The sequence below is a fragment of the Bifidobacterium eulemuris genome (assembly GCF_014898155.1).
GTDB lineage: Bacteria > Actinomycetota > Actinomycetes > Actinomycetales > Bifidobacteriaceae > Bifidobacterium > Bifidobacterium eulemuris.
The window spans coordinates 1,333,008-1,346,894 of the sequence record NZ_CP062938.1; the positions used below are offsets into that span (position 1 = coordinate 1,333,008).

The 13,887-nt window shown below is 65.5% G+C and carries 9 protein-coding genes; 7 read left to right on the top strand and 2 right to left on the bottom strand.

Annotated elements, in window-relative coordinates; genetic code table 11:
* Positions 1–138: 138 nt before the first annotated feature.
* Positions 139–2,115 carry a cell surface protein gene (locus tag BE0216_RS05980; RefSeq protein WP_143249330.1) on the bottom strand — a complete coding sequence of 659 codons (1,977 nt, stop codon included), beginning with the start codon at positions 2,113–2,115 and terminating at the stop codon, positions 139–141.
* Between the two features lie 269 nt (positions 2,116–2,384).
* Here BE0216_RS05980 and BE0216_RS05985 point away from each other — a divergent pair, with 269 nt between their 5' ends.
* The 3 genes from BE0216_RS05985 (at position 2,385) to BE0216_RS05995 (ending at position 6,644) form a co-directional block, all read left to right on the top strand.
* Positions 2,385–4,628 carry an alpha-1,4-glucan--maltose-1-phosphate maltosyltransferase gene (locus BE0216_RS05985; protein ID WP_094637410.1) on the top strand — a complete coding sequence of 748 codons (2,244 nt, stop codon included), beginning with the start codon at positions 2,385–2,387 and terminating at the stop codon, positions 4,626–4,628.
* Positions 4,629–5,340: 712 nt separating this feature from the next.
* On the top strand, positions 5,341–5,835 hold the full coding sequence (locus BE0216_RS05990) for an inorganic diphosphatase (protein WP_094637411.1): 495 nt from the start codon (positions 5,341–5,343) through the stop codon (positions 5,833–5,835).
* Between the two features lie 242 nt (positions 5,836–6,077).
* Entirely contained in the window at positions 6,078–6,644 is a 567-nt protein-coding gene (locus BE0216_RS05995; RefSeq protein WP_094637412.1) for a manganese efflux pump MntP, read from the top strand.
* 50 nt (positions 6,645–6,694) lie between these two features.
* Here BE0216_RS05995 and BE0216_RS06000 read toward each other — a convergent pair whose 3' ends face one another.
* Entirely contained in the window at positions 6,695–7,411 is a 717-nt protein-coding gene (locus BE0216_RS06000) for a hypothetical protein (protein ID WP_094637413.1), read from the bottom strand.
* A 297-nt stretch (positions 7,412–7,708) separates the two neighbouring features.
* Between BE0216_RS06000 and BE0216_RS06005 the strand changes: the two genes are divergently transcribed.
* The 4 genes from BE0216_RS06005 to valS all read left to right on the top strand — a co-directional run bounded on the left by BE0216_RS06005 (position 7,709) and on the right by valS (position 13,794).
* Positions 7,709–8,443: a winged helix-turn-helix transcriptional regulator gene (locus tag BE0216_RS06005; protein ID WP_169714291.1), complete on the top strand. Its 735-nt coding sequence runs from the start codon at positions 7,709–7,711 to the stop codon at positions 8,441–8,443.
* A gap of 234 nt (positions 8,444–8,677) precedes the next feature.
* Positions 8,678–9,301, top strand: coding sequence for an endonuclease III (gene nth, locus BE0216_RS06010; RefSeq protein WP_094637436.1), 624 nt, complete (start codon positions 8,678–8,680; stop codon positions 9,299–9,301).
* A 129-nt stretch (positions 9,302–9,430) separates the two neighbouring features.
* Positions 9,431–10,963: an ABC transporter substrate-binding protein gene (locus BE0216_RS06015; RefSeq protein ID WP_094637414.1), complete on the top strand. Its 1,533-nt coding sequence runs from the start codon at positions 9,431–9,433 to the stop codon at positions 10,961–10,963.
* A gap of 62 nt (positions 10,964–11,025) precedes the next feature.
* Positions 11,026–13,794 (top strand): valine--tRNA ligase, encoded by a 2,769-nt coding sequence (valS, locus tag BE0216_RS06020; protein WP_094637415.1) that lies wholly within the window; start codon positions 11,026–11,028, stop codon positions 13,792–13,794.
* Positions 13,795–13,887: the final 93 nt, after the last annotated feature.

A 13,887-nucleotide genomic window follows, 5' to 3' on the forward strand; every position in this document is an offset into this window, starting at 1 on the left:
GTAGTCCTTCGTTTCTTGCCGTACCTGTTTTCGCCATGCCGTTGCGACGCTTCGTCTCCGACCACACCCCGCGCCCCTTGTGGCGAAGCGCCGATCGCGGGCGCGAGCGGACGGGCACGCCATCCCATACGAGCCGCGCTACAGGCTGCGTCGTTTGATGATGGCGAACATCGCCATCCCCACCGCGGCCGCGGCGGCCGTCACACAGACGGCGACGGCGAGCGTCTCGCCCATGCCGGTGATGGGCAGTCGTTCCTCAGGCTCTTCGGGCGTCTCGGGCGTTTCCGGCTCCTGTGGTTCTTCGGGCGTTTCAGGTTCCTCAGGCGTCTCCGGCTCCTCAGGCTCCTGCGGCTCCTCCGGCACCCATGGCTCGCCGACCCGAACCGTCTCCCAGGCGTCGTCATAGCGGCTGGAGGCGGGCATCACCCGGTCGTCGCCGTCGAAACTCCAGACGAACACGTACCAGCCGTGGCTTTCCGCGGTGATATGCACCGGCTCGCCGTGGGCGTCCGGCGCGCCCGCGCCGACTTTGAACGTGCCGTTGACGGCCCGGTACTCCCATGTGCCGATCAGCCGGTGATGCTCGTCCTCGGCGGGAGGCTCCTTCGAGGATGGGCGGTAGTCGTCGTCCTTCGACGGATCGTCCATATCGCCCGACCACCACACGCTCACCCGCGCGTATTGGCGGTCCGCGCCCAGTCCGAACTCCTCGTTGCCGGCGAACATGCCATGGTCGTCGGGAAAGCCGCTGACGGTGATGATGTCGCTCAACGCCGCGCCCACGTCCGCCGAATGTTCGGTCACGGTGGAGTCGACGGCGACTTTGACGCGGTTGGCGTTCGTCTCCGAAGCGTCCCCGAAGGCGCTGGTCCAATCCTTGAGCACGTACTCCTGGGCCTCCAGACTTTGGTCCCCACGCTCGAACGCCCACACCCACGTGCCGAAACCGCCCGACCCATCGGTCAGATACGGCTCTTTCCCTCCCGGTTCGGTGACGGCCCGCGCCTCGACGATCTGGCCGGAATCGGTGAACACGGCGGTGCCGTACGCCACGGGCTTCAGACCGTTCTCAGCCAAACGGGAGAGGAACGCCGCCGTGCCCTCGCCCGCCTTGGGCTCGAAGCGCACGCCGAGATACGCGCCCGACAGGCCCGCGAAATAATAGCCCCGCGCCCGCAGCTCCAGTCCGGGAACCCATACGCTGTTCTCCCCGCTGACCGCGGAGGTCACCCGGTCGACCACCTCCTCGCCGACGTCCACCACTTTGCGCGATGTGACCGTGGACAACGCGGGCGTGAAATCCTTGCGCACCGTGAACGTCACCGCCTCGCCGCGCGTCTCGCCGGCCGAACCGTAGGTGATGAAGTCCTGCTTGCTGTCCATGTGGGTGAGCGTGTGGCGCTCATAGGAGGTGCGCACCGACACGGGACCTTCTCCCGTGGCCTGCCACGCATAGGTGACGTCGCGTGCGGCGGAGGTCCCTTTCATGGTTCTGCCGCCGCCTAGGAAGCGGGCCGGCCCCTCCAACGTCACGGTGTACGGCACTCCCGCGATGGCCTGTCCGGCCGCGTTGGCGACGCGCACCTTCACCTTGCCGGAGCGCAACGCCACGGCGTCGGTACGCTCGACCCGCATCGAGGCCGGCGTATGGGCGGCGGATTCGGCCCACAACGCTTCGGCTCTGGCCACCGCCCCGGGAAACTGCGCCTTCGCGGCCGCCAGATGCCGCCGCCAATCATCCGGCATCGTGCCGAAGTTGTTCTGCGTGATGATGCTGAGCGCCGCATGCGTCTGCGTGTCGGCGTCGCGGTATCGGTCGAGCAGCCAGGCGAGTCTGCGCGCCGTGGCGCTGTCCTCCACCGGCGTCGTCGGCCCCACCACATAGTCGGCGAGGATGCCGGCCTGTATGCAGTAGAATTTGTTGCCCGCGTCGTCCACGGCCGCGACGCCCACCGCGCGCTGCCCCTCGGCGACATCGATGAGATAGTAGGTGTCTTCCGGCGCGCGATTGAGCATATCGGCCGCCCACGCCGCCGGTGCCGCGCCGACGATCATCGCCAGTCCCACAAGCGCCGATAGCACGCTCGCCGCCCTTCGTTGCCATACGGTTGTCATCGTGCCGTCCTTCCTCAATAAGTTCGAATAAGCCAACGGTTCGCGCCTCATCACGCGATTGGCATGAGCATCGCATAATCGCGCCGCGGACCTCATGGTTTTCGGCCTATGTGGTTCCAGCCCCATACCCGTCGGCGAGTTGTGGATAACTGCGCGGCGAAGTTATCCACATTCCGGGGTTTTCGGCAGGTCGCGCGCCAAGTTATCCACCGTCCCGCCTAGTGGGCACATCGGCGTTGCGCCACGAAGCCCTCGTACAATAGGGCCTTATGGCAGTAGAAGAGAGCGCGGCACCGCGCAATAACGAAACAAAGAAATCCACCGCGTCGAAAGCGGGCAAGACGGCAAAGAAGCCGGCCGCCCGCAAGACCACGACCACGGCGAAGCGTGCCGCGGCATCCCGCGTCGCCGCCCCTGCCCGGAGCATCGCAGGCGATGCCCCGGCCCCGTCCATCGCGATCAACGAGCCGTACGAGTTCGGCCGCGTCAACGTGATGGACATCACCCCCAACGAGGAGCAGGGCATCTACCCCGCCCGCGTGGAGCTCGGCGAACCCTTCGAGGTCACCGCCCAGGTGTTCATCGAAGGCCGCACCAAAGTGGGCGCCACCGCGGTGGTGCGCAACCCGCGCGGCAAGGAGACCCTGCGCGCGCCCATGACCTGCGTCAACGCCGGTCTGGATCGTTGGACCGTCTCCCTCATGTGCGGCGAGCACAGCGACGCCAAGCCGTGGGAGAAGGAATACGCCGCCGTCAAGCGCCAGCTGGGCGAGTGGACCGTCGTGATCGAAGGTTGGGAGGACGCCTACGTCTCCTGGCTGCATGACGCACGCATCAAGGTGCAGGTGGGCGACGACGTGGAGAACGCGCTCGCCGCCGGCGCCGCGCTGCTGGAACGCTGGGCCGCAAGCGCCGACGCCAAACTGGCCGCCCGCGACCGCAAGACGCTCACGCAGGCCGCCGCCGTCATCGCCGACGCCTCGCTCGCTCCTGAACAGCGTCTGGCCGCCGCCGACAACGCCGACATCGCCGAGCTGCACGCCACGAATCCGCTGCGCGACGGCGTCTCCCCTTCACGCCCGCAGCGGTTCAAGGTGGAGCGTCCGAAGTCGAGCTTCGCCGCATGGTACCAGTTCTTCCCGCGTTCGGAGGGTGCCTACTGGGATGCCGAAACCGGCAAGATCGTGCAGGGCACGCTGAAAACCTCGGTGACTGGCCTGGAACGCGCGGCCGCGCAGGGATTCGATATCGTCTATCTGCCGCCGATCTTCCCCATCGGCGTGACCAACCGCAAGGGCCGCAACAACGCGCTGGTCGCCGGCCCCGACGATCCGGGCTCGCCCTTCGGCATCGGCTCCGAGCTGGGCGGCCATGACACGGTCGATCCGCTGCTGGGCGATATGGACGATTTCAAGGCGCTCACCGCCCGCGCCCACGAGCTGGGACTGGAGATCGCGCTCGACTTCGCGCTGCAGTGCTCCCCCGACCATCCGTGGGTCAAGCAGCATCCGGAATGGTTCAAGCACAAGGCGGACGGCACCATCGCCTTCGCGGAGAACCCGCCGAAGAAGTATCAGGACATCTACCCGATCGATTTCAACGCCGACATGCCCGGCATCGAGAAGGAGGTCGAACGCATCCTCAACCTGTGGATCGAGGCGGGCGTGACGATCTTCCGCATCGACAACCCCCACACCAAGCCGGTGCGCTTCTGGCAGGACGTGATCGCCGCCGTCACCAAGAAACACCCCGAGGTGCTGTTCCTGGCCGAGGCGTTCACCCGCCCGGGCATGATGCGCGCGCTGAGCTATGTGGGATTCACCCAGTCGCACTGCTACTTCCCGTGGCGCAACACCAAGGAGGAGCTGGAGGAGTACCTGCTCACCACCAACGGCGACGCCGGCTACTACCAGCACAACACCTTCTGGCCCACCACGCCTGACATCCTCACCGCCTACGTGCGCGACAACGGCATCGCCGGCCACGCGGTGCGCGCGGTGCTCGCCGCGATGGGCTCGCCCAGCTGGGGCATCTACAACGGTTACGAGCTGATCGAGAACCGCCAGCGCCCCGGCTTCGAGGAGCAGATCGACAACGAGAAGTACGAGGTCAAGATCCGCGATTGGAACCGCGCCGACGATTTCGGCATCGGCGCGCTGCTCGGCTCGCTTAACCGCATCCGCCGCGAGCATGCGGAGGCGTTCGGCTATCACAACGTGCGGCTGCTGGAGACGAGCGATCCGAACATCCTCGCCTTCGCCCGTCACACGCCCGCCGCGCTCACCTCGACCGGCAAGCCGGAGACGCTGGTCGTGGTGGTCAACCTCGACGGCCACAACGCGCATCAGGCCATGGTGCATTTCGAGATGCCCGAGTTCGAGGTCGATCCGCAGTGGGGCGCGCATATGCGCGACGAGCTGACCGGACGCGACTTCGCGTGGAGCTGGGACAACTTCGTCTCGCTGGCCCCGTGGGCCGACGTGGCGCACATCTTCCACGTCGTGCATAACTGACCGGTTGGTGCTCTCGGCGCGCTCGAGAGCACCCTCATCAGGCATCGTCCATGCAGTGGGGCGCGCGGATATGGAAATCCGCACGCCCCACTGGCGTTTGGACACTCGGGCGCCACCACCAACGGCATCGCCCCGAACGACTACATCAGCGCCTTGGTTTCTTTTGACCGCCATTTGCCTCACGGGATGTTTTCTTTTGCCTCGCAAGCGGTTTTCAAGCCCGCAAGCCTCGCAAAACGGCTTAATTCCAACGAAAAGTTCTTTTGCCCGCCATTTGCTTCTCTTTTGCTTTTAAAATCAAAAGAACCTATGATGACATCATCGTCGAGGAGGAATCATGCCAGAGGATCTTATCGCCCTCATCACCGCATTGGCCGGCCGCTCCTGAAGCGGGCAAGCGATATGTACGATACCTGCCCAGTTGGGCCTAACATTGCCCTCCGCCATGACCCACGTTTTCTTTTGACCGCCATTTGCCTCACGGGATGTTTTCTTTTGCCTCGCAAGCGTTTTCGTCCGGCATAATCCCTTCAAAACGGCTTGATTCCAACGAAAAGTTCTTTTGCCTGCCATTTGCTTCTCTTTTGCTTTTAAAATCAAAAGAGCGAACCGCCGCGAGATGGAGGAACGGTGCCGCGCCGTGGCACCGACCCCTCGCAAACGCGGTATTGTGGTGTTCGACAACGCAACTGTCGACCTTCAAGGAGAAAACATGGCAGAAACCTTCAACGTCGTGGTGGAGATTCCGCGCGGTTCCAAGAACAAGTACGAAGTGGACCATGAGACCGGCCGCGTGTTCCTGGACCGCACGCTGTTCACCTCGATGGGATATCCGGACGACTACGGCTACATCGACGGCACCCTGGGCGAGGACGGCGATCCGCTGGACGCCCTGATCATGCTGCCGAACTCCGTGTTCCCGGGCTGCATCGTGGAATGCCGCGCCGTGGGCCTGTACCACATGGTCGACGAGGCCGGCGGAGACGACAAGGTGCTGTGCGTGCCCGCCGACGTGCGTTTCGATAACATCAAGGACATCGACGACGTCTCCGAGTTCCACAAGGCCGAGATCAAGCACTTCTTCGAGCAGTACAAGGCTCTGGAGCCCGGCAAGGAAGTCATGCCCGGCGACTACTGGACCAACGCTGCGGCGGCGGAGAAGGAGATCGTCGCCGCCAAGGAGCGACTCGCCAACGAAGGCAAGTGACGAGATCCTTCTAGGACAGTCTCTCGAATGAACGCCACCCTGTTGTTTGCGGGGCGGCGTTCGCATATAATGGTCAACCGTTATTCGCGTTGGCTGCTCGAACAGCATTCAACTGGATTCAAAGCCGTGCAACCCGGCAGTTTGAATGTCGACGCTCCCCGAGGCGTAGGCGGGTGGTTAAGGGCACCCGTCGAGGCCCATCCCGAGGGGAGCTTCTCGTCGGGATGAACCCTTGAACCGACATGTTACAGACACTGATTATCGCTATTTCCGTTTCCATGGACGCATTCGCCGTCGCCGTCGGCAAAGGCCTGACCGTGCGCAGGCTCCGCGCCCAAGACGCGCTGAAAACCGCGCTGTGGTTCGGCGGATTCCAGGCGCTGTTTCCGATTCTGGGCTTTTTCGCCGCCTCCACGTTCAGTTCGTATGTGGAGGCCTTCGATCATTGGATCATCTTCGCGCTGCTGCTGCTGATCGGCGGCAATATGGTGCGCGAGGCCTTCGGTGAGGATGAGGAAAACGAAGGTGAGACCCCCGATTTCGACTGGCGTCATATGCTGCCGTTGGCCGTGGCCACCTCGATCGACGCCTTCGCCGTGGGGGTGAGTTTCGCCTTCATGGAGGTGAACATCTGGCTGTCCGTCGCCCTCATCGGCGTGACCACCGGCCTGTTCTCAGCCGGCGGATTGTGCATCGGCCGCTTGTTCGGCGCCCGCTGGCAGAAGCCCGCGCAGATCGCCGGCGGCGTCGTGCTGATCGCGATCGGCTTCAAAGTACTGCTGGAGCATATGGGCATACTCGCCCTGTAGCCACCCGGTGACCCCGGTGACCCCGGTGAACCCGGGGAACCGCCGTAGAACTACAGCCGCATCAGCACCAGCGTGGCGAGCGCGACGGTCACGCCCATCAGCATCACCGGCAGCATGCCGATGCCGACCCACGGATGGCGGGCGGCAGGATCGGGATCCGCCTCGCGCAGCCAATACACGGAGGCGACGGCGAGCGCGATGGCGAACGCCACGATCACCACAAGCGCGACGACCGCCTCCGTACTTTCGGGAACGGCGGCCAGCAGCGTGGGCAGGAAGGCCCATCCGCCCACCGATATGGCCGCGGTGCCTGAGGTCACGGAATGCGAAAGCGAGCGGATCAGATGCGAGCGCTCCTCACGCGCCATCTGCCGGCCGAAGGCGAAGACCACCAGCAGCACCAGCAGTCCGCCCGCACCCAACGCCCACGCGTCGCATTGCGCGAATTTCGGCGAGCGCTCCAGCAAGCCCACCGTCCACACCAAAGGCGTGACGGCGAATACCACGGACGCCGCCGCGAACACCACGGAGGCCACACGGTCGGCGAATGTGGCACGCAACGGCCAGCACACGGTGAACGACGCCAACACCACGGCGATGGCGACAAGGCTCGGCACTTGGCCCCACACGCCCGATGCCGCGCCGTCAGCCCAACCGGCCGCGACCGACACCACGGCGGCCAGCACCAGCAATAGGTATGCGGCGGCCTGCACCAGCAGCATGGGTGCGACCTTGCCGCGCGTGCTCTCCTCGGGGGTGCGGGTCATTTTTGCCTCCTGCCTGCCGAAACATTCTCGTCACCATCCTACGACCCGCCTTGGGAAAACCGCACCGACGAAGCGGGGAAATAACGGATTTCACCCGCTTCCACCATGTCGCGCACGTTAACGACGTGTGAACGGACGGGGCGCGATAGTGTCCATGACGGGCGCGTACAATGTGAACAGCCGCGCAAGACGGCTTAAACCCGTGCCCGCGGCCATGTCACACGAGATTCCCGCAGGCGCGACGGCATGGAACGAGCACAACAAGTGGAGGGAGTCATCGTGACGGATCTGACGCTGATGACGTTCGCCAGCGATCCCGCCACCGTACTGCCGTCGTTGGCGCTGCTCTCCCACCGCGTGCGCGTGCTGCCCATGGACGCGGACAGCCTGATCAAAATGCCGGAGAGCACGATTCTGTTTCTGGATGCGCGCGACGATCTGGCCACCGCCAAAACCCTGTGCCGCCTGATCCACGCCTCCGGCCTGTCCACGCCGATTGTGCTAGTGCTGACCGAGGGCGGCTTCACCGTGGTCAACTCCCAGTGGGGCATCGCCGACGTGGTGGTGTCCACCGCCTCCCCGGCCGAGGTCGAGGGGCGTTTGCGGTTGGTGTCGGAGCGGGGCAACGCGCCCGCCGGCGCGATGGCGGGCGGAATCGGAGAACCCAACACGACCGTCGAGGACGGTCAGCTGCGTTCCGGCGATCTGATCGTGGACACCAACGGATACACCGCCTCGCTGCACGGCCGGCCCATCGATCTGGCCTATAAGGAATTCGAACTGCTCAAATACCTGGTGCAGCATCCCGGCCGCGTGTTCACGCGCGCCCAACTGCTGCAGGAGGTGTGGGGCTACGACTATTACGGCGGCACCCGCACGGTCGACGTGCATATCCGCCGGCTGCGCGCCAAACTCGGCGGCGAATACGAGCATCTTATCGGCACCGTGCGCAATGTGGGCTACCGTTTCGACCCGCCCGAGGACGAGCAGGAGGACGACGCCGCGAAGGCGGCGGCCGCGCACAGCAAGTAGCGGCGGCGGCCGCGTCGCCGATGCGGCCATACCGCAACCATCATGAACGACGGCGAGGTGGGCATGGATACCAGGGAATCCCGGCAGGGTGAGGCAGCATCCGCGCATCCCAACACCCAAACCGATACGGACGCCGTCATGCCGTCTTCGACCCGCACGCAGGCATCCGCCCACCGTACCAGTCACACCGCGCGTCCCGTCGGCCGCGAAAGCGCCGCCGCCCGACGCGCCCGCATGCACGAGGAGTACGCCGTGCTGTGCGAGGTGATTCCCGAGCCGCGCTGCGCGTTGGATTTCCGCACTCCGTTGCAGCTGCTTATCGCCACGGTGCTCAGTGCGCAGACCACCGACAAACGCGTCAACACCGTCACTCCGGCCCTGTTCGCCGCCTACCCCACCGCCGCCGCGCTGGCCGCCGCGAATCCGCAGGAGGTGGAGGACATCATCCACCCGTTGGGTTTCTACCGCGCGAAAACCAAGCATCTGCTGGGATTGGCCGCCGCGTTGGATGAGCGTTTCGGCGGAGAGGTGCCGCGCACGATGGAGGAGCTGACCAGTCTGCCGGGCGTGGGCCGTAAAACCGCGAATGTCGTGCTGGGCAACGCGTTCGGCGTGCCCGGCTTTCCCGTGGACACGCATGTGCTGCGGGTGACCGGCCGCCTGCGCTGGCGCGCCGACTGGCGGCAGGCGCACCCCGATCCGGTGAAGGTCGAGCGGGAGATCACCGCCTGCTTCGACCCGTCCGAGTGGACGGACCTGAGCCATAGGCTGATTCTGTTCGGCCGCGCCACCTGCCACGCGCGCCGCCCCGACTGCGCCGACTGTCCGCTGAACGACACCTGTCCCAGCGCGCCCTGAGACGCGTGAATGACTGGCGGATGACGGACGGATGACGGACGGCAGCAGTCAGACGGATACCATGCAGCCAGACGCAGCACGCACCGCGCGGGGGGGCTCCGACGATGGCCATGGCTAGACTGGGATCCCATGCATACACAACGAGACAACGCGTTGACACGTTGGGGGATTTTCGTAGGCGTCGCCGTCGGATTGTTCGCGCTGCTGTGGATCGGCTGGTCGCTGGTCACCCATCATTACGCGGGCGGCGGATCCATCCGCTCGGACACGTCGATTTCCGTGGGGCTGCGCGACGCACCGACCTCGCTGGACCTGTTCGACGAGGACTCCGACACGGCAGAGGCGGCCGGACGCGCGTTGATCGGCAACGTGTACGAGACGCTGGTGACGCGCGACCAGAACAACGAGCTGCAAGCCGGACTGGCCAGCGACTGGACCGTCTCGGATGACGGCCTGACCTACACTTTCGACATCCGTTCCGGTGTGGAATTCTCGAACGGCCACACGCTGGACGCCTCGGACGTCGTCTATTCGCTGCGGCAGGCGGTCGACAGCGGTGCCAGCGACGTGGACCAGCTGGGTTCGCTCGCCTCGGTCGAAGCCCCCGACTCCTCCACCGTCGTCATCACCCTGTCCTCGCCCAATCCCACGCTGCCGCGCGTGCTGTCCGGCAGACTGGGTGTAGTGTTCGACGAGCAGGCGTCCATCGACTACGCGGATGAGGCGGTCGGCTCCGGACCGTTCACCGTCGGCCGTTTCCGCGAAGGCGAATCCATCACGCTCGAACGCAACGACGACTATTGGGGGGACGCCTCCATACCGGCTTCGGTGACGCTCACCTATTACGATGACGACGCCTCGATGCTCACCGCGCTGCAGAACGACACCATCGAGCTTGCGATTCCGTCCGAAGCCTCCGCCGCCGACTCGGTGAGCTCGGATCCCACCATCACCATCGCCACGGGGGCCAGCACCTCGTCGGTGGTGCTGGCGTTCAACAACGGCCCCGACGCGATCACCTCGGACGAGCAGGTGCGCAAGGCCGCCCGTCACGCGCTCGACCTCGACGCCATCGTCGAATCGCAGCCCGACGCGGCCCAGGCCTTGGGAGGCCCGCTCACCCCTCTGGAGCCCGGCTATGAGGATCTGACCGGACTCTACCCCTACGATCCGACGCAAACGCAATCCATGCTCTCGTATTTCGCCTACGGATACCTGGGCACGGTCCATCTGGTGGCGTCGCACGACTATCAGGAGCTGGCGGACACCATCGTCCAACAGCTGCAGGCGGGCGGATTCGACGTGCGGCTGGAGGTGCTGGCCGACGGCGAGGTGAGCGACCGCATCGCCGCCGACGACTACGACATGGTCATCATCGAAACCGCCGGAGGCGACAACGCGCGCGGGTTCTCCAGCTCGCAATCCCCCTACTTTTACGAGGACGATGACGCGCAGCAGGCATACGCGCAGGCGATGGCCGCCACGAACGACGCCGATTTCCAGGAACGGATGCGGGCCTACGCCCGCGTGCTCGGCGAGGATGCGGCCAGCGGATGGCTGTACGCGCGCCAGTGCACGGTGGTCGCGAAATCCACGGTCTCCGGCTATCCGACCGCCATGGTCGACCAGCGTCTGCCGCTCGCCTCGGTGACGAAGCAATAGCGCGGCGACGGCACGGCCCCGGCCGCGCGCCTATGTCATGCAACGCGCATAAACTCAAGCCTATGACTGAAGGCACTACTATCAACGCGCACCTCACCCCCCTGCCCGACAAGGTCGGCGTGGACGGGCTTGAGGATAAGTGGCGCGCCGTCTGGGACGAGGACGGCACCTACCAGTTCCGCAACACCCGCGACCGCAAGGCCGTCTATTCGATCGACACCCCGCCGCCCACCGTCTCCGGTTCGCTGCATGTGGGCCATGTGTTCAGCTACACGCACACGGACGTGATCGCCCGTTTCAAGCGCATGCAGGGCTATGACGTGTTCTACCCGATGGGTTGGGACGACAACGGCCTGCCCACCGAACGCCGCGTGCAGAACTACTACGGCGTGCGCGTGGACACCTCCATGCCCTACGATCCCGATTTCAAGCCGCCGTTCGAGGGCACGGACGGCAAGAAGATCGACGCCAAGGACCAGGTGCCGGTGAGCCGCCAGAACTTCATCGAACTGTGCGAGAAGCTCACCGCGCAGGACGAGAAGCTGTTCGAAGCGCTGTGGCGCCGTCTGGGCCTGTCGGTCGACTGGTCGCAGACCTACCACACCATCGGCGAGCATCCGCGCCGCGTGGCCCAGAAGGCGTTCCTGCGCAATCTCGCGCGCGGCGAGGCCTACCAGCAGGACGCTCCGGGCCTGTGGGACGTGACCTTCCAGACCGCCGTGGCCCAGGCCGAGCTCGAAAGCCGCGAATACCCCGGCTTCTACCACAAGGTGGCCTTCCGTTTCGAGGACGGCACGCCGATCTACATCGAAACCACCCGTCCCGAACTGCTCGCGGCCTGCACCTCGCTGATCGCCCATCCGGACGACGAGCGCTACAAGCCGTACTTCGGCCAGGAGGTCTACTCGCCGCTGTTCCATGTGAAAGTGCCGATCCTCGCGCATCCGGCCGCCGAAATGGACAAGGGCGCCGGCATCGCCATGTGCTGCACCTTCGGCGACGTGACCGACGTGCAGTGGTGGCGCGAGCTCAAACTGCCCACCCGCTCCATCATCCAGCGCAACGGCCGCATCGTGATGGACACCCCGGAATGGATCGACGACGAGGCCGGACGCGCCGTGTTCGCCGAAACCGCCGGCAAGACCACGTTCTCCGCGCGTAAGCTCATCGTCGACAAGCTGCGCGAATCCGGCGATCTGGACGGCGAGCCGACGCCCACCAAGCGTATGACGAACTTCTACGAGAAGGGCGACAAGCCGCTCGAGATCGTCACCTCGCGCCAGTGGTATCTGAAGAACGGCGGCACCGACAAGGCCCTGAACGCCGAGCTGATCGAGCGCGGCAAGGAGCTGGAGTTCCACCCCGACTTCATGCGCGTGCGCTACGAGAACTGGGTGAACGGCCTCAACGGCGACTGGCTGATCTCGCGCCAGCGCTTCTTCGGCGTGCCGTTCCCGCTGTGGTATCCGCTGGACGAGGCGGGCGAGCCGGATTACGCGAACCCGATCGTCCCTGCCGAGGATCTGCTGCCCATCGACCCGACCATCGACGTGCCGGCCGGCTACACCGCCGACCAGCGCGACGTGCCCGGCGGCTTCACCGCCGAGAACGACATCATGGACACGTGGGCCACCTCCTCGCTCACCCCGCAGATCGTGACCCATTGGGCCGAGCCGGATGAGGAGTCGCGGGCGCTGTTCAACGCCACCTTCCCGATGGATCTGCGTCCGCAAGGGCAGGACATCATCCGCACCTGGCTGTTCTCGACCGTGGACCGCGCGCATCTGGAGAACGGCTGCCTGCCGTGGGCGCACGCCGCGCTGTCGGGCTGGATCCTGGACCCCGACCATAAGAAGATGTCGAAGTCCAAGGGCAACGTCGTGGTGCCGAACGAGCCGATCGAGAAGTTCGGCGCGGATGCCGTGCGCTACTGGTCCGCCAACGCGCGCCTCGGCCTCGACGCCACCTACGACGAGGGCCAGATGAAGATCGGCCGCCGTTTGGCGATCAAGCTGCTCAACGCCACCAAGTTCGCGCTGGCGATCGGCCGCGAGGACGAGAACCATCATGTGGGCGAGGCGGCCGTGGCCTCGTGGAATCCGGCCGATGTGACCGAGCCGCTGGACCGCGCCGCGATGGCCAAGCTGGCGCTGGTGGTCACGCAGGCCACCGAAGCGCTGAACGCCTATGAGCATTCCAAGGCGCTTGAGGTGATCGAAAGCTTCTTCTGGCAGTTCTGCGACGATTACATCGAACTGGTGAAGAACCGCGCCTACGGCACCGCCGACGAGCAGGGCAACGCGCCCTCCGAGACGGCCGTGAAGTCCGCGCGCACCGCGCTGGGGCTGGGACTGGACGCCTTCGCGCGTCTGCTCGCCCCGTACCTGCCGTACGCCTCCGAAGAGGTGTGGAGCTGGATGCATGAGGGCGAGGGCTCCGTGCACCGCGCCGCCTGGCCGACCGCCGAACCGTACGCGCAGGCCGCCACCGGCGTCTCCCCCGAAGTGCTCGCGTGGGCGGGCAGGGCCGTGGAGCAGCTGCGTAAGATCAAGTCCGAGGCGAAGGTCTCCATGAAGACCCCGATCCTCTCCGTGGCGCTGTCCGCCGCCCGCGAGGGTGTGGATGCGATCAAGTCCTCGATGGGCGATATCGCGCAGGCCGGCCGCGTCATCGGCAGGTTCGATCTGGTGGAGAAGCACGCCGAAGAGGCGGCCGCCGCCGACGCCGCCGCGACCACCGATGCGGATGCCGCCGGTTCCGCCGCCGAAGCGCTGGTCGCCATCGAATCCAGCGAACTGGGCGAGCCGCCGGCCAAGAAGCCCAAGGCCTGAGCGCGGCGTTGATCATCTACAGTGGGGCTCCTTCGCGGAGCCCCACTTCTTGTTTTGGTGTTCCGCCGCCTACCGATGGTGTGTCTTGGCGGT

Coding starts and splice junctions, on each gene's coding strand:
- BE0216_RS05995 (WP_094637412.1), top strand. CDS start 6,078: ATGTTACAGACACTGATTATCGCTATTTCCGTTTCCATGGACGCATTC.
- BE0216_RS05985 (WP_094637410.1), top strand. CDS start 2,385: ATGGCAGTAGAAGAGAGCGCGGCACCGCGCAATAACGAAACAAAGAAA.
- BE0216_RS05980 (WP_143249330.1), bottom strand. CDS start 2,115: ATGACAACCGTATGGCAACGAAGGGCGGCGAGCGTGCTATCGGCGCTT.
- nth (WP_094637436.1), top strand. CDS start 8,678: ATGCACGAGGAGTACGCCGTGCTGTGCGAGGTGATTCCCGAGCCGCGC.
- BE0216_RS06015 (WP_094637414.1), top strand. CDS start 9,431: ATGCATACACAACGAGACAACGCGTTGACACGTTGGGGGATTTTCGTA.
- BE0216_RS05990 (WP_094637411.1), top strand. CDS start 5,341: ATGGCAGAAACCTTCAACGTCGTGGTGGAGATTCCGCGCGGTTCCAAG.
- BE0216_RS06005 (WP_169714291.1), top strand. CDS start 7,709: ATGACGTTCGCCAGCGATCCCGCCACCGTACTGCCGTCGTTGGCGCTG.
- valS (WP_094637415.1), top strand. CDS start 11,026: ATGACTGAAGGCACTACTATCAACGCGCACCTCACCCCCCTGCCCGAC.
- BE0216_RS06000 (WP_094637413.1), bottom strand. CDS start 7,411: ATGACCCGCACCCCCGAGGAGAGCACGCGCGGCAAGGTCGCACCCATG.